This window comes from Streptomyces sp. NPDC050636 (genome assembly GCF_040654775.1).
Classification (GTDB): Bacteria; Actinomycetota; Actinomycetes; order Streptomycetales; family Streptomycetaceae; genus Streptomyces.
This window is the reverse complement of record NZ_JBFAIP010000001.1, coordinates 495,575-519,084: the sequence shown is the minus strand read 5'-3', so window position 1 is coordinate 519,084 and position 23,510 is coordinate 495,575. Positions and strand designations below refer to the sequence as shown.

21 protein-coding genes and 1 rRNA gene are annotated in these 23,510 nt (G+C 69.9%); 15 read left to right on the top strand and 7 right to left on the bottom strand.

Going from position 1 to position 23,510, the window contains the following annotated elements; genetic code table 11:
* The first annotated feature begins 148 nt into the window (after positions 1 to 148).
* The 9 genes from rrf to AB0I10_RS02480 all read left to right on the top strand — a co-directional run bounded on the left by rrf (position 149) and on the right by AB0I10_RS02480 (position 7,157).
* Positions 149 to 265, top strand: a 5S ribosomal RNA gene (gene rrf / locus AB0I10_RS02520).
* Between the two features lie 86 nt (positions 266 to 351).
* Positions 352 to 996, top strand: a complete 645-nt coding sequence (locus AB0I10_RS02515) for an HAD family hydrolase (RefSeq protein WP_363150395.1) — start codon at positions 352 to 354, stop codon at positions 994 to 996.
* A 43-nt stretch (positions 997 to 1,039) separates the two neighbouring features.
* Positions 1,040 to 2,293 (top strand): MFS transporter, encoded by a 1,254-nt coding sequence (locus AB0I10_RS02510; RefSeq protein WP_363150394.1) that lies wholly within the window; start codon positions 1,040 to 1,042, stop codon positions 2,291 to 2,293.
* A complete protein-coding gene (locus tag AB0I10_RS02505) occupies positions 2,244 to 3,419 on the top strand; it encodes an acetoin utilization protein AcuC (protein ID WP_363150393.1) in 1,176 nt (391 codons plus the stop codon). Before AB0I10_RS02510 ends, AB0I10_RS02505 begins: the two co-directional genes overlap by 50 nt.
* A 98-nt stretch (positions 3,420 to 3,517) precedes the next feature.
* A complete protein-coding gene (locus AB0I10_RS02500) occupies positions 3,518 to 4,333 on the top strand; it encodes a phosphatase (RefSeq protein ID WP_363150392.1) in 816 nt (271 codons plus the stop codon).
* 129 nt (positions 4,334 to 4,462) lie between these two features.
* On the top strand, positions 4,463 to 4,672 hold the full coding sequence (locus tag AB0I10_RS02495; RefSeq protein WP_363150391.1) for a helix-turn-helix domain-containing protein: 210 nt from the start codon (positions 4,463 to 4,465) through the stop codon (positions 4,670 to 4,672).
* A gap of 120 nt (positions 4,673 to 4,792) precedes the next feature.
* Positions 4,793 to 4,891: an AURKAIP1/COX24 domain-containing protein gene (locus AB0I10_RS02490; protein ID WP_003948845.1), complete on the top strand. Its 99-nt coding sequence runs from the start codon at positions 4,793 to 4,795 to the stop codon at positions 4,889 to 4,891.
* A 203-nt stretch (positions 4,892 to 5,094) separates the two neighbouring features.
* Complete coding sequence (locus AB0I10_RS02485; RefSeq protein WP_363150425.1) at positions 5,095 to 6,144, top strand: NAD-dependent epimerase/dehydratase family protein; 1,050 nt, start codon at positions 5,095 to 5,097, stop codon at positions 6,142 to 6,144.
* Between the two features lie 14 nt (positions 6,145 to 6,158).
* A complete protein-coding gene (locus AB0I10_RS02480; protein ID WP_363150390.1) occupies positions 6,159 to 7,157 on the top strand; it encodes a lysophospholipid acyltransferase family protein in 999 nt (332 codons plus the stop codon).
* A gap of 78 nt (positions 7,158 to 7,235) precedes the next feature.
* On the opposite strand, the gene AB0I10_RS02475 is transcribed toward AB0I10_RS02480, so the two are convergent.
* From AB0I10_RS02475 to AB0I10_RS02460, 4 genes are all read right to left on the bottom strand, one after another.
* Positions 7,236 to 8,438 carry a DUF5667 domain-containing protein gene (locus tag AB0I10_RS02475; protein ID WP_363150389.1) on the bottom strand — a complete coding sequence of 401 codons (1,203 nt, stop codon included), beginning with the start codon at positions 8,436 to 8,438 and terminating at the stop codon, positions 7,236 to 7,238.
* A gap of 271 nt (positions 8,439 to 8,709) precedes the next feature.
* Positions 8,710 to 9,492, bottom strand: a complete 783-nt coding sequence (locus AB0I10_RS02470) for an ECF subfamily RNA polymerase sigma factor, BldN family (protein ID WP_363150388.1) — start codon at positions 9,490 to 9,492, stop codon at positions 8,710 to 8,712.
* 331 nt (positions 9,493 to 9,823) lie between these two features.
* Entirely contained in the window at positions 9,824 to 10,825 is a 1,002-nt protein-coding gene (locus AB0I10_RS02465; protein WP_363150387.1) for an HAD-IB family hydrolase, read from the bottom strand.
* A 124-nt stretch (positions 10,826 to 10,949) separates the two neighbouring features.
* Positions 10,950 to 11,228: a glutaredoxin family protein gene (locus AB0I10_RS02460; RefSeq protein WP_363150386.1), complete on the bottom strand. Its 279-nt coding sequence runs from the start codon at positions 11,226 to 11,228 to the stop codon at positions 10,950 to 10,952.
* A gap of 333 nt (positions 11,229 to 11,561) precedes the next feature.
* Here AB0I10_RS02460 and AB0I10_RS02455 point away from each other — a divergent pair, with 333 nt between their 5' ends.
* From AB0I10_RS02455 to AB0I10_RS02430, 6 genes are all read left to right on the top strand, one after another.
* Positions 11,562 to 12,332, top strand: a complete 771-nt coding sequence (locus AB0I10_RS02455) for a redox-sensing transcriptional repressor Rex (protein WP_363150385.1) — start codon at positions 11,562 to 11,564, stop codon at positions 12,330 to 12,332.
* A 73-nt stretch (positions 12,333 to 12,405) separates the two neighbouring features.
* Positions 12,406 to 13,767 carry a glutamyl-tRNA reductase gene (locus tag AB0I10_RS02450; RefSeq protein WP_363150384.1) on the top strand — a complete coding sequence of 454 codons (1,362 nt, stop codon included), beginning with the start codon at positions 12,406 to 12,408 and terminating at the stop codon, positions 13,765 to 13,767.
* Positions 13,764 to 14,750, top strand: a complete 987-nt coding sequence (hemC, locus tag AB0I10_RS02445) for a hydroxymethylbilane synthase (protein ID WP_363150383.1) — start codon at positions 13,764 to 13,766, stop codon at positions 14,748 to 14,750. Before AB0I10_RS02450 ends, hemC begins: the two co-directional genes overlap by 4 nt.
* Positions 14,747 to 16,396 carry a bifunctional uroporphyrinogen-III C-methyltransferase/uroporphyrinogen-III synthase gene (locus tag AB0I10_RS02440; RefSeq protein WP_363150382.1) on the top strand — a complete coding sequence of 550 codons (1,650 nt, stop codon included), beginning with the start codon at positions 14,747 to 14,749 and terminating at the stop codon, positions 16,394 to 16,396. The genes hemC and AB0I10_RS02440 overlap by 4 nt, the downstream gene beginning before the upstream one ends.
* Positions 16,393 to 17,388, top strand: coding sequence for a porphobilinogen synthase (gene hemB, locus AB0I10_RS02435; RefSeq protein WP_363150381.1), 996 nt, complete (start codon positions 16,393 to 16,395; stop codon positions 17,386 to 17,388). Before AB0I10_RS02440 ends, hemB begins: the two co-directional genes overlap by 4 nt.
* Before the next feature lie 154 nt (positions 17,389 to 17,542).
* Positions 17,543 to 19,162, top strand: coding sequence for a CocE/NonD family hydrolase (locus AB0I10_RS02430; RefSeq protein ID WP_363150380.1), 1,620 nt, complete (start codon positions 17,543 to 17,545; stop codon positions 19,160 to 19,162).
* Positions 19,163 to 19,227: 65 nt separating this feature from the next.
* On the opposite strand, the gene AB0I10_RS02425 is transcribed toward AB0I10_RS02430, so the two are convergent.
* The 3 genes from AB0I10_RS02425 to argS all read right to left on the bottom strand — a co-directional run bounded on the left by AB0I10_RS02425 (position 19,228) and on the right by argS (position 23,481).
* Positions 19,228 to 20,421 carry a S8 family serine peptidase gene (locus AB0I10_RS02425; RefSeq protein WP_363150379.1) on the bottom strand — a complete coding sequence of 398 codons (1,194 nt, stop codon included), beginning with the start codon at positions 20,419 to 20,421 and terminating at the stop codon, positions 19,228 to 19,230.
* On the bottom strand, positions 20,418 to 21,206 hold the full coding sequence (locus AB0I10_RS02420) for a hypothetical protein (protein ID WP_363150378.1): 789 nt from the start codon (positions 21,204 to 21,206) through the stop codon (positions 20,418 to 20,420). The genes AB0I10_RS02425 and AB0I10_RS02420 overlap by 4 nt, the downstream gene beginning before the upstream one ends.
* A gap of 499 nt (positions 21,207 to 21,705) precedes the next feature.
* Positions 21,706 to 23,481 carry an arginine--tRNA ligase gene (argS, locus tag AB0I10_RS02415; RefSeq protein WP_363150377.1) on the bottom strand — a complete coding sequence of 592 codons (1,776 nt, stop codon included), beginning with the start codon at positions 23,479 to 23,481 and terminating at the stop codon, positions 21,706 to 21,708.
* Positions 23,482 to 23,510: the final 29 nt, after the last annotated feature.

Genomic DNA, 23,510 nt, shown 5'->3' with positions numbered 1-23,510 from the left:
GGTTGATAGGCCAGATATGGAAGCGCCGTAAGGTGTGGAGTTGACTGGTACTAATAGGCCGAGGGCTTGTCCTCAGTTGCTCGCGTCCACTGTGTAGGTTCTGAAGTAACGACCTGTGTCATTGCCGGGTTGGTTAACTTCATAGTGTTTCGGTGGTCATTGCGTTAGGGAAACGCCCGGTTACATTCCGAACCCGGAAGCTAAGCCTTTCAGCGCCGATGGTACTGCAGGGGGGACCCTGTGGGAGAGTAGGACGCCGCCGAACAATTTTTGATAGTGGGGAAGCCCCGCACCTTATGGTGCGGGGCTTTTCTGCGTTCTGGGTCAGATGTCGCCGCGTAGGGTCAAGTCATGCGATACGACTTGATCATCTTCGACAATGACGGTGTGCTCGTCGACAGCGAGCCGATATCCAACACGATTCTCGCCGGCTATCTGACTGAGCTCGGGCATCCCACGTCGTACGAGGAGTCGATCCGCGATTACATGGGTTCGGCCATGCACCGCATCCACGAGATCGTCATGGAACGAACCGGGCAGCGGCTGCCGGAGGGTTTCGACGATGCCTTTCACGCTCGCGTCTTCGCCGCGTTCGAGCGGGAGTTGGAGCCGGTCCCGGGGGCGACCGAGATGCTGGAGAAGCTGGTGGCCGAGGACCTGCCGTATTGCGTCGCGTCGTCCGGGAGCCATGAGCGGATCAGGGTGGGGCACCGCAAGACGGGGCTGGACCGGTGGTTCTCCGAGGAGCGCGTTTTCAGCTCGCAGGATGTGGGGCGGGGCAAGCCGGCGCCGGATCTGTTCCTGTACGCGGCGGACAGGATGGGCGTACGGCCCGAGCGGTGCGCGGTGGTCGAGGACAGTCCCCTGGGTGTGCAGGCGGCGGTGGAGGCCGGGATGGACGTGTACGGATTCACCGCGATGACGCCGGCCGAGCGGCTGGCCGACGCCTCCACGCTCTTTTCCGATATGGCGGAGCTGCCCAAACTGCTCGCCTGATCCATCTACCCAGCGGTAGCCGGTGGTTCTACGCTGAGCCGCCATGACGGCCCCTCTGGTACCAGGAGCGCAGCTGCGGCACGGCCGGGTCTCGCTTGCGTTCAGCTTCTTCGTCCAGGGCGTGGTCTTCGCGCTGCTCGTGACCCGAATACCGGCGATCCAGGAGCGTTACGGAATCTCCGATGGGTTGCTGCCAGCCTTCCTCGCCGCGGTGCCGGTCCTCGCCGGGCTCGGGAGCGTCGTCACCGAGCATGCGGTGAAGCGGGTGCGGCCCGGGCTCGTACTGCGCTGCGTCCAGTCCGTCGTCTGCCTCGCGCTGTTGGCCGTGGGCGCGGGCAGTGGGCTGCCCCAGGTCGCGGTGGCGCTAGGGGTGTTCGGTCTTGCGGTCGGCGCGCTGGACGCGTCGATGAACATGCTCGGGGTGAGCCTGCAGCGGGCCTATGGGCGGAGCATCATGCTCGGTTTTCATGCCGCCTACAGCCTGGGCGGCATCGTGGGCGCCTCGCTGGCCTGGGCGGGGGCGCACTGGCAGCTGTCGCTGGCGGTGCTGTACGGGCCGGCGGTGGCGGTCCTGGTACCGCTGGCGCTGGTCGCGAGCCGGTGGTTCGTGGACCGGGCCACTGGGAGGACGTTGGCCCCGGAGAAGGCAGACCTCGTTGCCCCCTCCGTGTCCATGCGTCTGCTCCTCCCCCTCTGCCTCGTCATGGCGTTCGCGTACATCGGGGACTCGACCGTCTCCAACTGGAGCGCGAAGTATCTGCAGGACGTCTTGGGGAGCTCGGAGCAGCTCGCCACCGTCCCGTACAACGTCTACATGGTCACGACGCTGCTCGGGCGGGCGGTGGGTGACCTGGGGGTGCGGCGTTTCGGGGCGGTCGCGGTGGTGCGGACCGGGACCGTGGTCGCGGCGGCCGGTTTCGCGGTGGTGGCGGTGGCGCCCGGGGCATGGGCGGGGATGGCGGGGTTCACCCTGCTGGGCCTGGGGCTGTGTGTGATCGTGCCGCAGACGTTCGCGGCGGCCGGGCGGTACGCGGGGGAGGTGCACGGGCCGGGGGCTTCGGATACGGCCATCGCGCGGCTGAATGTTTTCAACTATGTGGGCTTTTTGGTTGGTTCTCCGTTGGTGGGCGCGCTGGGCGATGCCTGGAGCTATCGCGGGGCGATGCTCGTCCCGATGGCCCTGGTACTGGTGACGCTTGTGTATGCCCGTTCGTTCGGGTCGCCGGAGGGCGGATACGGTGACGACCATGAGCGGCCGCGCACAGCTGATGTGGGACGAGGCAGTAACGGGCTATGACTTCGGGCCCGGCCATCCGATGGACCCGGTCCGCCTCGCGCTGACCATGCGCCTGGTGGAGGCGTACGAACTCGACCGCGGGCCCCTGGAGGTGGTCGCGGCCAAACCGGCCGGCGATTCCACGCTGCGGCTGGTGCACCGCGAGGACTACATCGCGGCGGTCCGCCGTGCTTCGGCCGACCCGTCCTCGGCGGACACCTCGTACGGGCTGGGGACGGCGGACGATCCGGCGTTCCTCGGGATGCATGAGGCATCGGCGCTGATCGCCGGGCAGTCGGTCGGGGCGGCCGAGGCCGTCTGGCGCGGGGACGTGCTGCATGCGGTGAACTTCGCCGGCGGGCTGCACCACGCGATGCCGGGCGGCGCGTCCGGATTCTGCATCTACAACGACGCGTCGCTGGCGATCGCCCGGCTGCTGGAGCTGGGCGCCGAGCGGGTCGCCTATGTGGATGTGGATGTGCACCACGGCGACGGGGTGCAGGCGGCGTTCTGGGAGGACCCCCGGGTTTTGACGATCTCGCTGCACGAGCATCCGCGGACGCTCTTCCCGCAGACCGGATGGCCGGAGGAGAGCGGCGGCGACGGTGCGGAGGGCAGCGCGGCGAATGTGGCGCTGCCGGCCGGTACCGGTGACGAGGGCTGGCTGCGGGCGTTCCACGCGGTGGTGCCGGAGCTGCTCGCGGCGTTCCGTCCGCAGGTGATCGTGACGCAGCACGGTGCGGACACCCACTTCGAGGACCCGCTCGCGCATCTGGCGGTGAGCGTCGACGCGCAGCGGCTGGTGGCGGAGTCCTGCCACGATCTGGCGCATGAGTACGCGGACGGGCGGTGGGTCGCGCTCGGTGGCGGCGGCTATGCGGTGGTGGATGTGGTGCCGCGCAGCTGGACGCATCTGGCGGCGATCGCGGCCGGCCGGCCGATCGAGCCGACGTCGCGGGTGCCGGAGGCATGGCGGCACGAAGTGTTCCGCAGGACCCGGCAGTTGGGGCCGCAGCGGATGACGGACGGGCGTACGCCGCGCTGGCGGGATTTCGCCGACGGCGGCTACGACCCGTCCGACCGGCTGGACCAGGCGGTGTTGGCCACCCGACGGGCGGTGTTCCCCGCGCACGGGTTGCTGCCATGAGAGCGTAGCCCGGATGACCAGGCCCGGATGCCCCCGGATGTGTGACTACCCGTCGGTTAGGGCATCCGGTACCCGACCAACGGGCCAGCATGAGACGCGTGTTGGGCACCGGGGCGCTGCGGGCGCACCTGATCGAGGCGCGGCTCGCGGGGACGATCGCGACCATGCGGGAGAAGAGCCTGGGCCGTTACCGGCTCTTCTCGGCGCGCGATCCCCGGGTGTTGCTGGGGCTGGACCCCGAACGGGACTGGCCGTTCGGGGAAGTTCTGGGGTTGATGGGGCAGAAGTGCGGGGTTTCGGCCGATCCCGCGTATATCTCCGGCCCCGATGTGATCGATCCAGATCGTACGATCGCGGCGCTGGACCGGTTCGCCGACCGGGTCGGTGAGGCGGCGGGCCGGCGGGTGCCGGTGCTGCTCGGCACCGGTCATCCGCACCGGTTGCTGGATTTCTACGCCGCGCTCGCAGACGCTCTCTCGTCGGCGGGCTGCCCCGTGCTCACCCCCGCGTATGGCGACTGTGTCGACATAGCGACCCGGTTCGGGGTACGTACGTACGCCCTTGACTACGTACGGGGAGTCGCGCTGATGCGCGAAACCGGCGTGCGGGGCGCGCCTGGCCTGGGGGGCGTACACACCCATTCGCCGCTCCCGGTGCGTATCGCTCTGGCCGCCGCGGCGGACTCTGCGGGGCCGCTCCCGGGGCTGGTGATCGGGGACCACGGATGGGTCTGCGGAGCAGGTCAGCTCGGCATCGAGGCCATCGGGCTGGCGGATGCGGACGACCCCGCGCTGTTCGTCGGAGAGGCGGAGGGGCGGGTCTCCGCGGTGGTGCCGCTCGATGACGCCGTGCGGTCCGCTTACTACCGACCACTGACACGCTATGTACTCAATCGGGCGTGTCTGTCCCGGTAGGCGGCTGTTCGCTGCTCCTCTTCCCCACTCGCATCACCCGCCCCTAAATTGGGGAGTGAGCGCATAGCGACGAAGAGTCACCGGAGGGGAAGCCGGTGCCCGTCTTATGCGGAAGGTGCAGGTGTGTCCATGGGTGCAGACCAGAGGCCTCTGAACGAGGTCGTGTTCCTGACAGTGGCGGAAGTTGCCACGGTGATGCGAGTGTCGAAGATGACCGTGTACCGCCTGGTGCACAGTGGTCATCTGCCCGCGATCCGCGTGGGGAGGTCCTTCCGGGTTCCGGAGCAGGCGGTTCACGACTATCTCCGTGAGTCCTATGTGGGGGTGGAATCGGCCTGAAGGGCCCGCTTGGACCCTCGGATTACGCCGTACGCCCGGCGCCGGGTAGGCTGGCCCGATGTAGGTAGTGTGGGCTCGGACGCCCCGCACCGAGTGAAATCGAAGTGAGCGAGGGTAGTCGTGGGCTCTGTTATCAAGAAGCGGCGCAAGCGGATGGCGAAGAAGAAGCACCGCAAGCTGCTCAAGCGCACCCGTGTTCAGCGTCGTAACAAGAAGTAAGCGGCGCTGATCGCGATTTCGCGGCCCCCCATCACCTTGGTGTGATGGGGGGCCGCGGTGCGTTGTGGGCCGTATGGACGGTGCTGGGTACGGAAAAGTGGCTCAGTGCATCGTGCGGTCATCACAGCGCAACACCGACCCGATAGCGTGACCCGCACAGCTTGGCTCAGGCGATGGCCGAGGGCGGGAAGGAAGGGCTGATCTTGGGCAAGGTCGTGCTCGTCACGGGAGCCGCGCGTCAGCTGGGAGGCCGGTTCGTACGCCGGATCCAGCGCGATCCCGATGTCGACCGGGTGATCGGGGTCGACGCCGTGCCACCGGAGCACCATCTGGGCGGCGCCGAATTCCTCAAGGCCGATATCCGGCATCCGGCGATCGCCAGGGTCCTGGCCGAGACGGGCGTCGACACCGTCGTCCATATGGACATCAACGGCACGCCCCTGGGCAGCCGCGGCGGCCGCACCGCGGTGAAGGAAACCAACGTCATCGGGACCATGCAGCTCCTCGGCGCCTGCCAGAAGGCCCCGAACGTGCAGCGCCTGGTCATCAAGTCCAGTGCCAGCGTCTACGGCTCCGCGCCGCGTGACCCGGCCGTCTTCACCGAGACCACCCCGCCGAAGTCGCTGCCCAGCGGCGGCTTCGCCAAGGACGTCGTCGAGGTCGAGGGGTATGTGCGGGGATTCGCCCGGCGGCGGCCGGATGTGGCGGTGTGCGTCCTGCGCTTCGCCAACATCCTCGGGCCGTGTGCGGATTCGCCGCTCGCCGACTACTTCTCGCTGCCCGTGCTGCCGACGGTTTTCGGCTACGACCCGCGCCTCCAGTTCGTGCACGAGGAGGACGCCATCGAGGTGCTGCGGATCGCCGCCTCCGCGCCGCGCCGGGGCACGCTCAACAGCGGCACGTTCAATATCGCCGGGGACGGCGTCCTGTTGCTGTCGCAGACCTCCCGGCGGCTGGGACGGCCCACGCTGCCGCTGTTCCTGCCGACGGTGACCTGGGCCGGCTCGGCGCTGCGGTCCGTCGGCATCACGGACTTCTCACCGGAACAGATCCGCATGCTCACGCACGGCCGGGTCGTCCAGACGACGCAGATGCGCGAGACGCTGGGGTTCCATCCGCAGTACACGACGGCGGAGACCTTCGCGGAATTCGCCCGCAGCCGCGGACCCGGGCTGCTGCCGCCCGAGTCCCTCGCCCGCACCGTCGACCGGCTCGCCGGCGTGCTGCCCGCACGTTCCGGCCCGACCCAGTGAGGAGTTCACCCACGATGGCGGACGCCAAGGTCATTCCCTTCGGCGAGGACCCCCGGGCGCGCAGAAAGGCCCGACGGGCCGAGCGCACGGGGCGTGGTCCGGCGCTGGCGCCGGTACCGGAGGCGCGGACCGGGGCCGCTGAGCAGTCGCCGCCCGAGCGGCCGGGCGCCGGGCGGTCCCTGGACGAGCGGATCGCGGGCGGGCTGAGCTTTCTACGGCGGCGGATCACCGGCGAGTACGAGGTCGACGACTTCGGCTACGACGAGGAGCTGACCGACCAGGTCCTGATGTCGCTGCTGCGGCCGTTCTACGACAAATACTTCCGGGTCGAGGTCAAGGGCGTCGAGAACATCCCCGCCGAGGGTGGCGCGCTGATCGTCGCCAACCATTCGGGGACGCTGCCGCTCGACGGGCTGATGCTCCAGGTCGCGGTGCACGACAACCATCCGGCGGGGCGCCATCTGCGGCTTCTGGCGGCCGATTTGGTGTTTGTGCTGCCGGTGATAAACGAGCTGGCACGCAAGGCCGGGCACACCCTCGCCTGCGCGGAGGACGCCCAGCGGCTGCTGGAGCGCGGTGAGGTCGTCGGGGTGATGCCGGAGGGCTTCAAGGGCATCGGGAAGCCCTTCGCGGACCGCTACAAGCTGCAGCGGTTCGGGCGGGGCGGGTTTGTCTCGACGGCGCTGAAGGCCGGGGTGCCGATCGTGCCGTGCTCGATCGTGGGCGCGGAGGAGATCTACCCGATGATCGGGAACGCCAAGACGCTGGCCCGGGTGCTGGGTCTGCCGTACTTCCCGATCACGCCGACATTCCCGTGGCTGGGGCCGCTGGGGGCGCTGCCGCTGCCGACGAAGTGGACGATCCAGTTCGGCGAGCCGATCGCCACGGAGGGCTATCCGCCGGAGGCCGCCGACGATCCGATGCTGATGTTCAACCTCACGGACCAGGTACGGGAAACGATTCAGCACACCCTCTACAAGCTGTTGGTACAGCGACGCTCGGTGTTCTTCTGAGGGAAGGACCGGAAGAACACCGAGCGCGCCGTCATGGGGACTGCTGGAGATCGCGTGCGTCTCCTTCATCCCGTGCGGCTACTTCGAGGAGCCGTCGCCGTCGATACCCAGGTCGGGTAGCAGCCCCGGGAGCAGCGGCGGGAGGGTGACGTCCGTATTGCCGGGCGTGTCGCGGCCGCTGCTGCCGTCGTGCGGAGCCGGGCTGCCGTCCCTGGGCGGATCCAGCAGGCCGCCCGTACTGCCGCCGAGCAGGCCGCCGTCCTGGGACGGGGATGTCGACGGGCGGGGAGCGTGCGAGCCGTCGCCGTGTTTGCCGGAGGCTGCGTGGCCGCCTGACGGGGCGGGACGTTCGCTGTGACCGGATCCGGTGCCGGAGGCCGCGGGCGCGCCGTGGTGCTGCTTCTTGCCGCCGACGGTGGGCGGTAGCAGCGGGCGGAGCGGACCGACCTCGTCGTCTATGGCGTCGAAGACCGAACTCACCTCGTCCCGGACGTCCATGAGCTGCATCGGGAGCCGGTCGCGCAGCTGCGTCCAGGTATGGCGATGCGACTTGGTGAAGGAGTTCAGCGCCTGGATGTGGCCGAGCGAACCGTCGCGGGCGAAGGCCGCGTGCAGCAGACGGTGTCCCTCCCCGGCGTCGTTCCGTACGCCGGAGAGCGCCTTGCGGACCTCGCGGAGCGACTCATGGTCGAGGTCGGCGACCCGGCCGCGCTCCATCAGGCGACGGGCCTCCAGCATGCGCGTGGAGGCCTGGTCGAGGTAGAGCTGGCCGCGGTCGGAGTCGTCGTCGGCCATGCCGAGCTTGAGGTCCTCCATGCCGCGCTTGAGCCCGTACAGCGAGTCGCCGGGGAGGGCGTCGGAGCTGGCTGCCGCGACGCCGCTGAACGCACCGGCGGCGACGCCGACCGTCAGTCCGCCCGCGGCCAGCCCCTTGGAGAGGCGGGACCGCGGACGCAGCCGGCCGAGCGATTTCGCCGCGCGGTGCGCGCCCTTCGGTGTGCGTTGCACGGGCACCCTGGCATCGTCGGACGGGGCGCCTTCTGAGAAGGCGGCCTCCATCGCGGCGATGAGCTGGGCGCGCTGGACGGTCTTGACCTCGGTGGCCATCTCCGGCTTCGGGAGCTCCCCGAGGCCGTCGGCGACCGCCAACAGCCGTGCTTCTTCCGGCGCTTGCGCCGGACTGTCGACCTTGTCCTCGGCCGCCGCGCCCTCGAGGACCTGATCCTCCAGGGCCTGGGCGAAGGCGTTGGCCCGCCGGTGCACCGAGACATTCGCGATCACGGGCGGCACCTCCTCTCGTCATCCCGCTCGACTCCCCGGACTGGCTTTGACCATCCAGACGGACCGGACGGTTGCACGCCGTTGTTCGCGGCCACTCGATCGAGTGAGAGGCAGCGGACACGGCGTGACCGCATGGAGCCTGCATCCCGCACAACGAGCGGCGCGGCACTCGGGTTACGCACTCACGATGATCTGACCGACCGGGCATGACCGATCACCATGCGTGAGCGAATAATGGCGGGAAAGGGGTGGTGAGGGTGGGCGATCGGGGTCAGCGGGCGTCTTCCGGCAGCAGTCGCGCGAGGGTGCGGACCGCCCGGTACTGGAGGGTCTTGATAGCGCCCTCGTTCTTGCCCATGACGCGGGCGGTCTCGGCGACCGAGAGGCCCTGCAGGAAGCGCAGGGTCACGCACTCCTGCTGCTGGGGGTTGAGCTTGCGTACCGCCTCCAACAGGGCGGCATTGGAGAGGGATTCGAGGACCGAGTCCTCGGGGCTGCGCTCGACCTCGTTGGCGTCGAGCATTTCGCCGGTGGTGACTTCCAGGCGGAAGCGCGAGGACTTGAAGTGGTCGGCGACGAGGTTGCGGGCGATGGTCACCAGCCAGGCGCCGAAGTCGCGGCCCTGCCAGGTGAAGGTGCCGATACGGCGCAGGGCGCGCAGGAACGTCTCGCTGGTGAGGTCTTCGGCCGTGGCACGGCCGCCCACGCGGTAGTAGATGTAGCGGTAGACCGTGTCGGCGTACTGGTCGTAGAGGCGGCCGAAGGCTTCGGCCTCGCCGGCCTGGGCTCGTTCGACGAGGTCCATCATGCGACGGCTGTCGCTGTCGGCGGGGCGACGGGCGGTGGTCGTGCCGGCGCCGGAACGGCGGGTGCGGCCGGTGGCCTTGCCGACCGCGGTACTCCCATCGGCCAGGGCGTAGCAGGGGCCGGCGGGGACGGCTGAGGCGAATGCGGGGACGGCGTACGCGGTGGGGACAAAACTGCGCAGGTGGTCGACGAGTGTCGTACGCAGCGTAGCCAGGCCCGAGGCGTCAACCCCGACGTGTGGGTACACGGGACTCCCAGAGGCAGAGCTTCCATCACGTGCAGTGCGGGACCGTTCACTCGTCGTAGGGACGTGTGGGTTCCGGATTGCGTCTAGAGGAGAATAACGCTTCGTACAGGCAGCGCTACACCCAGTTGCTCAAATCATCGATTACTTACGGTCCGTGCCGGGTTGGTGGCAGATCAAGTATCGAATATTGAGCAACTATTGATCGGAAGGGGACGCAATCTGCCTGGTTGGAGGGCGTGTTGTGGTTGAGCGCAAGCAATGGGACTGACGGGAGAGCGCCGGGGGTAGGTAGAACGGATGGCTTGGCGCGCCGCCAGGTGATCAAGCCTGGTCAGCGGCGGCGGCGCTGGAGCGCGACGGCGGCCGCGGCGCCGCCGGCGAGGGCACCCACACCGGCGGCAGCCGGGATACCGATCTTGACGGCCTTGCGGCCCGTCCGGTAATCGCGCAGCCGCCAGCCCTGTTCCCGGGCGTGCTTGCGCAGTCGGCTGTCGGGGTTGATCGCGTAGGGATGTCCGACGAGCGAGAGCATCGGGATGTCGTTGGCGGAGTCGCTGTAGGCGGCACAGCGCGACAGCTCCAGGCCCTCGGCGGCGGCGAGCGCGCGGACCGCCTCGGCCTTGGCCGGGCCGTGCAGCGGCTCGCCCACCAACTTGCCGGTGTAGATGCCGCCCACGGATTCGGCGACGGTGCCCAGCGCGCCGGTCAGGCCGAGCCGGCGGGCGATGATCGTCGCGGTCTCGACGGGGGCCGCGGTCACCAGCCAGACCTTTTGTCCGGCGTCGAGATGGGCCTGGGCGAGCGCGCGGGTGCCGGGCCAGACGCGTTCGGCCATGTACTCGTCGTAGATCTCCTCGCCGATGGACATCAACTCGGAGACGCGGTGGCCCTGGACGATGGAGAGCGCGCTGTTGCGGACGTCCGCCATGTGCTCGGGGTTCTCCGAGCCGGCCAGCCGGAAGTAGATCTGCTGCCAGGCGAAGCGGGCCAGATCGCGCTTGTGAAAGAAGTGTCTTTTGTAGAGGCCGCGGCCGAAGTGGAAGAGGGCGGCGCCCTGCATGACGGTGTTGTCGAGGTCGAAGAAGGCGGCCGCCGCCGCATCCCCGACGACCGGGAACTCGGGCTCCTCCGGGGCTTCCTCGACGGCTTCCTCAGGGGGCGGCAGTTCCTGGGAGGTCTTGCGGGCGGCCTCGGCCGCAGCCTCGCCGGCCAGCACGCTGCGTGCGGTGGCGGGGCGTCGGCGGCGGGCGAACCATCCCGCGGGGAAGTGCCAGGAGGTGGACGTCCCGAGGGAGCTCTTGCCGGGGCGGGGGTCGGGCGACGGGAGGGCCATGTGGCCAGCGTAGCCAGTTTGTTCGGTGCTCCCGGTTACGGGCGCGTGTCACGCAGGCCGGGGGCGGCCGACGGTTGCGTTACGGCCATCCCGATGGCCGTCTCGTAGGGGCCCCTCGCGGTGCTCAGGCGCCCAGTGCCTTGCGCAGCCGCTGGGGGTCCACCCGCCAGAAGTCGTGCTGGGCACCGTCCACCAGGACGACCGGAATCTGCTCCCAGTACTTGTGGTGCAGCTCGGGGTCCTCGGTGATGTCCTTCTTCTCCCACGACGCGCCGGTCTCGGCGCACACCTTCTCGATCACGGCCTGTGCGTCGTCGCACAGATGGCAGCCCGGCTTCCCGATGAGGGTGACCATGCGCTCGGCGAGGTTCTTGCGGGTGCTGCGGCTGAACAAGGGGGCCATGGGGCCATTGTGCCTGGGCCGCGACGGTTCTGCGGCGACGCGGGTTCGACTACCATCGGTGGGCGATTTGTAGGTTTCCGGGGGTATAGCGGTGAGGAGTGAGGGCGCGTGCTCCCGTCGGCGCTACCTCGATACCAGCGTGGCGCGGGTGAACGGTGTGACGTGGGAGTTGGTTCCGCGAACGCCGGTAAAAGCCGCGTGACCCCGGTCACTTTGGCCCGACAAAACGGACACCATCTTTGTGCACGCGTTCACAAAGACATAGCCTGCAGAAGACAGGGCGGTCGGGTTACGTATGGTCGCCCGCAGCCCCGCTCTACCCGCAGGAGCACCGTGGCAACTGGCCGAACTCACCGACCGGCGACCCGAAGCCGAGGCATTCCCGAGGCCACCGTCGCCCGGCTTCCGCTGTATCTGCGTGCCCTGACCGCGCTCTCCGAGCGCTCGGTCCCCACGGTCTCCTCCGAGGAGCTCGCTGCCGCGGCGGGAGTCAACTCCGCGAAACTGCGCAAGGACTTCTCCTACCTCGGCTCCTACGGGACCCGTGGCGTCGGCTACGACGTGGAGTACCTCGTCTACCAGATCTCGCGTGAGCTCGGCCTGACCCAGGACTGGCCCGTCGTCATCGTCGGTATCGGTAATCTCGGCGCGGCGCTCGCCAACTACGGCGGCTTCGCCTCCCGTGGCTTCCGCGTCGCCGCGCTGATCGACGCCGACCCGGCCATGGCGGGCAAGCCCGTCGCCGGCATCGCGGTGCAGCACACCGACGAGCTGGAGCACATCATCGAGGACAACGGCGTCTCGATCGGCGTCATCGCGACGCCGGCGGGCGCGGCCCAGCAGGTCTGTGACCGCCTGGTCGCCGCCGGTGTCACCTCGATCCTCAACTTCGCGCCGACCGTGCTGACCGTCCCGGACGGGGTGGACGTACGGAAGGTCGACCTGTCGATAGAGCTGCAGATCCTCGCCTTCCACGAGCAGCGCAAGGCGGGCGAGGAGACGGCGCCCGACACCGGCCCGCCGGCCCCGGTGGCCCGTGCCACCGCCGCCGCGGCCGACCGCAAGGGACCTGACGGGGATGTGCCCGCCGTGATGCCGGCATGAGCGAGCGCAGCGAGCGAATCATCGAAGGGTGCGTCACAGGCGCAGGCTGTGCCTCGCGAAGCGAGGTGCAAGCATGAGCCTCTTGGTCGTTGGACTGAGTCATCGCAGCGCGCCGGTGAGCGTGCTGGAGCGGGCTGCCCTGGCGCCCGAGGCGCGCGGCAAGCTGCTGCAGGACGCGGTGTCGGCCGAGCCGGCCGCCGAGTCCGCGGTGCTCTCCACCTGCAACCGCATCGAGGTCTACGCCGACGTGGACAAGTTCCACGCCGGTGTGGCCGAGCTGTCCACCCTCCTGGCCCGTCACAGCGGTGCGGGGCTGGAGGAGCTCACCCCTTATCTCTACGTCCACTACGAGGACCGCGCCGTCCACCACCTCTTCTCGGTGGCCTGCGGCCTGGACTCGATGGTCGTCGGCGAGGGCCAGATCCTCGGCCAGATCAAGGACGCGCTGGCCGTCGCCCAGGAGCAGCACACCGCCGGGCGGCTGCTGAACGACCTGTTCCAGCAGGCCCTGCGGGTCGGCAAGCGCGCTCACAGCGAGACCGGCATCGACAAGGCCGGCCAGTCGCTGGTCACCTTCGGCCTGGAGCAGCTGGCCGGCGGCCAGGACATCGCGGCCTGGGCCCGGGGCAAGCGGGCCCTGGTGATCGGCGCCGGCTCGATGTCCTCGCTGGCCGCCACCACCCTCGTACGGGCCGGAATCGGCGAGCTCGCGGTCGCCAACCGGACCGTGGAGCGTGCCGAGCGGCTCACCCGGATCCTCACCGAGCCGGGCGGGCCCGGCGCCGCCAACGGGCTGCGTGCCCGCGCGGCGGCGATGACCTGCGTCGAGCACGAGCTGGCGGTCGCCGACATCGTGATCTCCTGTACCGGCGCGACCGGCCTGGTCCTCGGCGGCGACATGGTCGCGGCCGCGCTCTCCGGGCGCGACGAGCCCCTGGCGCTGCTCGACCTCGCGATGCCGCGCGACATCGACGCCGCCGTGCACCGCATCGAGGGCACGCACCTCGTCGACATCGAGACGCTGGCCGACGCGTCCGCCGACGCGCCGATGGCCGCCGACGTGGACGCCGTGCGCACCCTCGTCTCCGAAGAGGTCGCCGCCTTCGGTGCCGCCCAGCGGGCCGCGCACATCACCCCCACCGTGGTCGCCCTGCGCACCATGGCCGCGGACGTCGTCAGCAGCGAGATCGCCCGGCTCGACGGCCGCCTCCCCGACCTGGACGACAAGCAGCGCGCCGAGATCACCCAGACCGTGCGCCGGGTCGTCGACAAGCTCCTGCACGCGCCCACCGTGCGGGTCAAGCAGCTCGCGAGCGAGCCCGGCGGCGCCGGGTACGCGGACGCACTGCGGGAACTCTTCGACCTCGACCCCCAGACGGTGGCTGCCGTCAGCCGGGCGGACGTACGGTCCACACAGCACGGGAGCGGGCAATGAATGACAGCACTATGAGGGCCCCGACGGCCCTGCGGCTGGGCACACGGCGGAGCAAGCTCGCCATGGCCCAGTCCGGACAGATCGCTGAGGCGGTGCGCGAGCTGACGGGCCGCCCCGTCGAGCTGGTGGAGATCACCACCTACGGCGACACCTCCCGCGAGCACCTTGCGCAGATCGGCGGCACCGGCGTCTTCGTGTCGGCGCTGCGCGACGCGCTGCTCGCCGGGGAGATCGACTTCGCCGTCCACTCGCTCAAGGACCTGCCCACCGCGCAGCCCGGGAACCTGACGCTGGCCGCTGTGCCGAAGCGTGCGGACGCCCGGGACGCGCTGATCGCCCGGGACGGACTGACCTTCGAGGAGCTGCCCGACGGCGCCCGGGTCGGTACCGGGTCCCCCAGGCGGATGTGCCAGCTCAACGCCTGGGCCAGGTCCCTGGGCCGGCGCGTGACGACCGTACCGATCCGCGGCAACATCGACACCCGGATCGGCTACGTCGAGAAGGGTGAGCTGGATGCGGTCGTACTGGCCGCCGCCGGACTCACCCGTATCGGCCGGATCGACGAGGCGACGCAGCTGCTGTCGCCCGACGTGGTTTTGCCCGCCCCCGGCCAGGGGGCACTGGCGATCGAGTGCGCTGCGGTCAACGCGGACCTCGCCGCTCAGCTCGCCGAGCTCGACGACCCGTTCACCCGGGTCGCCGTGACCGCCGAGCGTTCCCTGCTCGCCGCCCTGGAGGCCGGCTGCTCCGCACCCGTTGGAGCACTGGCCGACCTGCAGGTTGATGAGCAGGCTGTCACCGAACTGCATCTGCGTGGCGTCGTCGGCTCGACCGACGGCAGCACGCTGGTGCAGATGTCCACCACCGCGCACGTACCCGCCTCTCCCGACGACGTGTCGACCCCGCTGAACATGGGTCGTGAACTCGCCGCCGAGATGCTCGCAAAGGGTGCGGCCGGTCTTATGGGGGAGCGAGCACTTTGAACCCCACCGCCCCAAACCACTCCGCCTCCGGCCAGGTCACCTTCCTCGGTGCCGGCCCGGGAGACCCGGGTCTGCTGACGCTGCGTGCCGTGGAGGCGCTGGCTCAGGCGGACGTGTTGATCGCCGACCCGCATGTGCTGGACGTCGTCCGCGTGCATGCGCGTGCACAGGTGGACACACCACTGCAGGCGTCAGCTGACGAGGCGTCAATCCCCGCCGACATCCCTGCTCTTCGGGACACCGCCAATCTTGTCATGGCGGCCGCCCGTGCGGGCAAGCGGGTCGTCCGTGCGGTGACCGGTGACCCCGGCCTGGACGGGTATGTCGCCGAGGAGATGCTGGCCTGCGCCGCCGAAGGCATCGTCTTCGAGGTCGTGCCCGGCATCGCCGCCGCGGTCGGCGTGCCCGCGTACGCCGGTGTGCCGCTGCGCGACGCCCAGGGCACGGACGTCCGCTTCATCGACGCGCGCAGCGCCGATGGCCGCTGTTGGACCGAGGTCGGCGCCAGCGATGCCACCGCCGTCGTGTCCGCCACCCTCGACTCGGTGGCCGCGGCCGCCGGGGAGCTGGTGTCCGCGGGCCGCAAGCCGGACACCCCGATGACCGTCACGGTCGCCGGCACCACCACCCGGCAGCGCACCTGGGCAGCGACCCTCGGGTCCGTCGCGCAGGTCCTCAAGGCCGCCAAGGTGCTGCCGTCGCCCGATGGCGGCCAGCCGGTCATAGCCGTGGTCGGTGAGCGGTGCGCCGCAGCGCAGCGCGACCAGCTGTCGTGGTTCGAGTCCAAGCCGCTGTTCGGCTGGCGGGTACTCGTTCCACGTACGAAGGAGCAGGCCGCGTCGCTCTCCGACCAGCTCGTCTCGTACGGCGCGGTGCCGCACGAGGTCCCGACGATCGCCGTCGAACCGCCGCGTACCCCGCAGCAGATGGAGCGTGCGGTCAAGGGCCTGGTCACCGGCCGCTATGAATGGATCGCCTTCACCTCGGTCAACGCCGTCAAGGCGGTCCGGGAGAAGTTCGAGGAGTACGGTCTCGACGCCCGTGCCTTCGCCGGGATCAAGGTCGCCGCGGTCGGCGAGCAGACCGCCAAGGCACTGATCGCCTTCGGCGTGAAGCCCGACCTGGTGCCGAGCGGGGAGCAGTCCGCCGCCGGCCTCCTGGAGGACTGGCCGCCCTACGACCCGGTCTTCGACCCGATCGACCGCGTCTTCCTGCCGCGCGCCGACATCGCGACGGAGACCCTTGTCGCGGGCCTGATCGAGCTCGGCTGGGAGGTCGACGACGTCACGGCCTACCGGACCGTGCGCGCCTCGCCGCCGCCGGCCGAGACGCGGGAGGCCATCAAGGGCGGCGGCTTCGACGCCGTGCTGTTCACGTCCTCGTCGACCGTCCGGAATCTCGTCGGCATCGCCGGCAAGCCGCACAACGTGACCGTGATCGCCTGTATCGGTCCGGCCACCGCCAAGACCGCCGAGGAGCACGGGCTGCGCGTGGACGTCATGTCGCCCGAGCCCTCGGTCCACAAGCTGGCCGAAGCGCTCGCGGACTTCGGGGCGGCGCGGCGCGATGCCGCGATCGAGGCCGGGGACCCGGTCACCCGTCCCAGCGAGCGGCGGCCCGGATCGCGTAGGAGGGCTCGCAGTTGAGCAGCAGTACGTACGGAAGCTTCCCGGGGGCGCGGCCGCGACGGCTGCGCACCACCCCCGCCATGCGGCGGATGGTCGCCGAACACCGGCTGCACCCGGCCGACTTGATCCTCCCGGCGTTCGTCCGGGAGGGCGTCTCCGCGCCGGTGCCGATCTCCGCGATGCCGGGCGTCGTCCAGCACACCCGCGACACGCTGCGGAAGGCGGCCGTCGAGGCGGTGGAGGCGGGCGTCTCCGGGATCATGCTGTTCGGTGTGCCGCTGGACGAGAAGAAGGACGCGGCCGGTACGGCGGGCACGGACCCCGACGGCATCCTCCAGGTCGCCATCCGGGACGTGCGGGCCGAGGTCGGGGACGATCTCGTGATCATGTCCGACCTGTGCCTGGACGAGTACACCGACCACGGCCACTGCGGTGTCCTGGACGCCGAGGGCCGGGTCGACAACGACGCGACGCTGGAGCGCTACGCCGAGATGGCGCAGGTGCAGGCCGACGCGGGCGTCCATGTCGTGGGCCCCAGCGGCATGATGGACGGCCAGGTCGGCGTCATCCGTGACGCGCTGGACCAGACCGGCCACGAGGACGTGTCGATTCTCGCCTACACGGCGAAGTATTCGTCGGCGTTCTACGGCCCCTTCCGCGAGGCCGTCGGGTCGTCGCTGAAGGGTGACCGCAAGACGTACCAGCAGGATCCGGCGAACCTCCGTGAGTCGTTGCGCGAGTTGGCGCTCGACCTGGAGGAGGGCGCCGACATGGTCATGGTCAAGCCGGCGCTGCCGTATCTGGATGTGCTGGCGCGGATCGCGGACGAGGCGGATGTGCCGGTGGCGGCGTATCAGATCTCGGGTGAGTACGCGATGGTCGAGGCGGCCGCGGAGAAGGGCTGGATCGACCGCGACAAGGCGATCCTGGAGACGCTGACCGGTATCAAGCGGGCCGGCGCGAACATGATCCTGACGTACTGGGCGACGGAGGTCGCGCGGGGACTGTGATCCATCTGGCTCGCTGACGCTGTTTGGGCTGGGCGAGGGGCGCGCATTCTTGATCGTACGCGGCCATGATCGTGCGTGGGCTTGCTCGTGAGCAGCCATCTCGTACGCAGTGGAGCTGCGCCCCAACTCACCTGAAGAGAAGAGCGTCTCGGACGTGTTACGTTCCCGCTTCGCGCGATGCGCGGTGGTTCCGGCCACCGCGCTTGCCATATCCATAGCCACCCCCGCCGTCGCCGAGGCCCGGCCGTCGGCCCCGGCGTCGCTCGCGGCACCCTTCCGGCTGGTGAAGATCCCCGGTGCCAACGGCGACAAGCTGGACGGTGCCACCTGGATCCACCAGGACGGCAGGCCCCGCCCCGCCATCGTCCTGCCGTCCCCCTGGACGCAGGTGGGCTGGCACACGTACGCGGTCATGGCGACCAAGTACGCGCTGGCCGGCTACAACGTCATCGCGTACTCGGCGCGCGGCTTCGGCTCTTCGGAGGGCGAGGTCGACGCGGGCGGCCCGCTGGACGTCAAGGACGGCTCCAAGGCGCTGGACTATCTGATCGCGCACGCGCCCGGCCGTACGACCAAGGTCGGTTTCGCGGGCTTGTCGTACGGCTCGGGCCTGAGCCAGCTCATCGCCGCTCACGACTCCCGGGTGGACGCGGTCGCCGCGCTGAGCACCTGGGGTGACCTGGGCGAGTCGTTCTACGAGAACCACACCCGCCATCTCGGTTCCGTGCGGGCCCTCCAGACGGTCGCGGGCAATGCGCGGCTGAGCGCCGGCACCCGCCAGGCCTTCGACGACATCCTCACCAACCGCAACATCCCCCGCGCGCTGGCCTGGGCGAAGCAGCGTTCTCCGCAGACGTACATCAAGCAGCTCAACAAGCGCCGGGTACCCGTCCTTTACGGCCAGGCGTGGCACGAGACGCTGTTCCCCTCGAACCAGTCGCTGAAGACGTTCAACAGTCTCACCGGACCGAAGCGGATCGACCTGTCCATCGGGGACCATGCCGGTCCGGAGATGACCGGAATGGGCGGCCTGCCCAACCACGTCACCAACGACGCCAAGCGCTGGTTCGACCGCTTCCTCAAAGGCGAGCGGAACGGCATCGACACCGAGGGCCAGGTCAACAGCCAGGTGATGTGGAAGTACTGGCCCTGGCTGCGCGAGACCAGGCCCAACTGGGGCGCGTTCACGGAGCGGACGCAGCGGCTGAATCTGGCGGCGCCGGAGGGCAAGGGCGCGGATGGTGGTCTGAGCCCCGCCCCGTCGACCGGCTGGCGGATGGGCTTCACATCGGGCAAGGACACCACCGCGAGCGCCGCGGGAAGCGTCGTCTTCCTCGCCGGCTACAAGGAGATGGTGGGCCTCCCGAAGACGTACCGGACGAACACGATCTCCCGTGAGAACGCGGCCGTTTGGACCAGCACGCCCGTGGAGGCGACCACGCGTCTGCGCGGAGCCCCCAAGCTGCGGCTGACCTACACGCCGACCACGGCCCAATCGACGATCTTCGCCCACCTCTTCGACGTCGACGCGAACGGCAAGGCGCACATCATCACGCATGCGCCGTTCACGTCGCTGGACGGCCGCCCGGGGCGTTCCGTCACCGCCGACATCTCGCTCCAGGCCGCCGCGTACGACGTGCCGAAGGGGCACCGGTTGATGCTGGCCGTGGATACGAAGGACACGCTCTACGGCGATGCGAACGGGGCCGGCGGCACGATTGCCGTGAGCTCGCCCAAGGCGAGGCCGTCTTACCTGGAGGTACCGACCGGCTGATTGCCGGCCGGCGCGTACGCGGCGGTCAGTGCTGGGCTGACCGCCGCGCAACGGTCGGACAGGCCCTAGTACTGCGGACCCGGGTAGGGCGCGGGGCCTGCGGGACCTGCCTGGCCCGCCCCCGGCGCCCCGGCCGCTGCTGCGCGCCGACGGCCCAGGAAGCCGATCAGCACCGCGCCGACGACCATCAGCAGTCCGACGCCGGCCGCGCTGTATCCGACCGTCACCGAGGTCGTTTCCAGGGGCGGGTGCTTCACCGCGGACGTGCCGTCCGGCTCGGCCAGGAACTTCTTGCCCTTGTGCTTCACCGGGGCCGTCCCGTCGGCGGGCGGGTTCGAGGAGGCCCGGACCGCGGCGGCGGCATTGATCGGCCCGTGCCCGACCAGGGCGTTGCGCCCGCCGGCCGGGTGGCTGGCCGTCTTGGTCAGCAGCGCGCGCACCTGCGCCGGCTTGAGCTTGCCGTTGTGGGAGAGCATCAGCGCCACGACGCCGGAGGCGAGAGCCGTCGCGGGCGAGGTGCCGTTGACCGGCGCGTAGCCGCCGGTGTTCTTCGCGCTCACGATGCCCACGCCCGGTGCGGCCACGGAGTTGTAGGTCCGTACGGTGGAGAACTCGGCGCGGCTGCCGCCCTTCTGGGTCGCGGCGACGGCGATCACTCCGGCATAACCGGCCGGGTACTGGGCGTCGTTGAACATGTCGCCCTCGTTGCCCGCCGAGACGAGGACCGGGATGCCCTTCTGCGCCGCGCGGGCCAGGGCGTTGGCGTCTTCCTTGTCATATTCGCCGAACATGTCACCGCCGAGCGACATGGAGATCACGTCGGCGCCGTGGTCCACGGCGTAATTGATGCCCTGGACCATCGGGCTGGGCCCGCTTCGCTGGTCGATCTGGCCGTCGTTGTCGTCGTTGTCGTCGATCACCCGGACCGACAGAACGTGGGCCTTCGGGGCGACCTTGAGGACGTCCGAGGCCATCGCGGTGCCGTGCTCGCCCCAGCGCGGGTCGCCGGGCTGGAGGCCGTCCTTCAAGAAGTCCGGGCCCGCGGTCACCTTGCCCTGGAGCCCCGGGTGGTCCTTCTCGACACCGGTGTCCAGGACCGCGACCGTGATGCCCTCGCCCTGTGCGGTCCGCTGTGCCGAGGCTAGGCCGAGCGCCTGGTACTCCCAGCTCTTGGGGGTGGCGGCGGCCGCGGGCGGCACGCACAGCAGTGAGCTGAGCCCGGCCGCCACCACGGCCGATCCGATGCGCCGGATTCTCATGTGGTCTCCTCCAGCAGCAGATCGGTGAGGTGTGATTCCAGGTTCTCGGTGAGGCTGGTGGCAGCGCCCTCCCACGAACCGCGGTCCTCTCTCGCGTCGGTGGTGGAGCCGCCCCACTCGCCGGGCAGCCTGCCCGCCTTGCGGCCGTCGGTCGCTCCGGCGGAGGCCGCGAGGGCGTAGGGGAGGTCCGAATTGTTGACCGAATTACCTGCCGTGCCGTTACGCTGCCCGTCGCTCCAGTTGGCCGCGACGGTGCCCGGGACGCGGTATGCCTTCACCGCATCCGCCAGCGGGTGCCTGTCCTGCTGGCCGCTGAAAAAGGCGTGCATGGACTCCGGGTCAGTGCCCTTCGGCAGGACGATCAGCGCAACCGTCACCAAGGTGTTGCCCGTCGGATCGACGTAGGTGGCCCGCAGCGCGGCCTTGCAGCCAAGCCTCTTCGCTTCCTTCGCCGTGGCGCCGCTCAGCCCGTCATCGCACCCCGTGTTGTCGGATATGCCGATGCGGTGCCACTGGGCGCGCTTGCGGTCGGTCGCATCGGACTGGTAGTCCAGCTTGGCCGCGAGGGTCTCCGGAAAGAGCTTGGTCGCGGGCTGGTTGCGCCACATCGACGGGCCGTAGTCGCTTGCGTTGGCGATGTTCTGGCTGTGGTTGGAGTACGTGTGGGCGATCAGCCCGCCGCCTGCCAGCAGCCCGAGTGCGCCGAAGACGGCGAGGGCGGCGGTGAGGCAGGTACGCCCCGTGTTCTTGCGCGGGGCCGGTGCGGGCATGCCGACGGGCGGCATGCCCGGCGGCATCCCCGGCCCGCCCTGTGGGGCCCACTGGCCCTGCGGAGCCCACGGGCCCGGCGAACCCTGCGGGGTCGCCCACGGGTTCTGCGAACCCGGCGAACCCTGCGGGGCGTTCGGCGGTGGGGGCGGCATCGGCGGTGGCGGAGCCATTCCCTGGCCCTGCGGCCAGGGCCCCTCCGGGGGCTGTTGCCCGTACGGCCCGGCGCTGCCGGGACTCCCGGGCGGCCCTGGGTACGACATGGCTCCCCCTACTTCGCGTCGGCGTCGGCGTGCGGACGCCGAACAGCGGGGGAAACGACACGTCAACGGCGCACGCCCCCGCGCGTGCACAGCAAGACACTATCGATCGTCTGTTCAGTGCGAGACGCCGGTTCCCCCACGGGTACGGCCGGGGTCGGCGGCGCAACGACGAAGCGGCGGCCCGGACGGAATCCGGGCCGCCGCTTCGGTCGCTACGGGCGGTCGCTACAGGACGGTTGCCACAGGGCGACGCTCAGAGCCGCTCGGGCGTACGGATGCCCAGCAGCGCCATGCCCCGCTGCAGCGTGCGGGCCGTGAGGTCGACGAGGAACAGGCGGTTCTCGACGAGCTCCGCCGGGTTGTCGTCGCTGACGACCTGGCACTGGTCGTAGAACGTGGTCAGGTGCGACGCCAGCTGGTACAGGTACGCGGCCAGCTTGTGCGGCTCATACGTCGACGCGACCTCGGACAGGACCTCCGCGAACTGATCCAGGTGCAGGCCCAACGCCCGCTCCGCCGGGGCCAGTTCGAGCTCCGGGTGCGCGGCGGGGCGGGCGTCGCCCGCCCTGCGCAGGATCGACTGGATACGGGCGTACGCGTACTGCAGGTACACCGACGTGTCGCCGTTGAGCGACACCATCTGGTCCAGGTCGAACTTGTAGTCGCGGGACGCCGACGTCGACAGGTCCGCGTACTTGACCGCGCCGATCCCGACGTAGGCGCCGTTCTCGACGATCTCCTGCTCGGTCAGGCCGACCTTCTCCGCCTTCTCCCGTACGACGCCGGTGGCCCGCTCGACCGCCTCGTCCAGCAGGTCGACCAGCCGGACCGTCTCGCCCTCACGGGTCTTGAACGGCTTGCCGTCCTTGCCGAGGACGGTGCCGAACGCGAGCTGCACGGCGTGCGTCTTGTCGTTCAGCCAGCCGGCCCGGCGGGCGGTCTCGAAGACCATCTTGAAGTGCAGGGACTGGCGGGCGTCGACGACGTACAGGAGGGTGTCGGCGCCGAGGTTCTGGACGCGGTCGCGGATCGCGGAGAGGTCGGTGGCGGCGTAGCCGTAGCCGCCGTTGGACTTCTTGACGATCAGCGGGACCGGGTTGCCGTCCGGGCCCTTGACGTCGTCGAAGAAGACACAGAGGGCACCCTCGGAACGGACCGCGACGCCGGTCTCCTCCAGGATGCGGCAGGTCTCTTCGAGCATGTCGTTGTAGCCGGACTCGCCGACGACATCCGGGTCGTGGATCTCCATGTCGAGCTTGTTGAAGACCGAGTAGAAGTAGATCTTCGACTCGTCGACGAAGCGCTGCCAGAGAGCCCGGGTCTCCTCGTCGCCCGCCTGGAGGTCGACGACCCGCCGCCGGGCCCGCTCCTTGAACTCCGCGTCGGAGTCGAAGAGGGCACGCGACGCCTTGTAGAGCCGGTTGAGGTTGGACATGGCCTCCTCGCCGGAGACCTCGCCCTCCTCGCCGCCCTTGTGGTCCAGCTCGTGCGGGTGCTCGATCAGGTACTGGATGAGCATGCCGAACTGGGTGCCCCAGTCGCCGATGTGGTGGCGCCGGACGACCTTCTCGCCGGTGAACTCCAGGATCTCGGTCATCGCCGCGCCGATCACCGCCGAGCGGAGATGGCCTACGTGCATCTCCTTGGCGACGTTCGGCTGCGCGTAGTCGATCACCGTCGTGCCGGAGTCCGCGGTGTACGGCACGCCCAGACGGTCGTCGGCGGCGCGCCCGGCGAGGGTCCTGATGATCGCCTCGTCGGCGACGGTGATGTTGAGGAAGCCGGGCCCGGAGACCTCGATCTCCTTGATCAGCTCGGGGGCCTCGATGCCCTCGACGACCTTGGCCGCCAGCTCACGCGGGTTGCCCTTGAGCTTCTTCGCCAGCGCGAGCATGCCGTTCGCCTGGAAGTCGGCCCGGTCGCTACGTCGCAGCAGCGGGTCGACGGCGCCGGCCTCCGGCAGGGCTGCCGAGAGGGCGTCCGCGACGCGCTGGTTGACCGAAGCTGCGAGGGAGGTGACCGAGGCCATGGAGAGAAGCTCTCTTCTAGAGGGAGGGG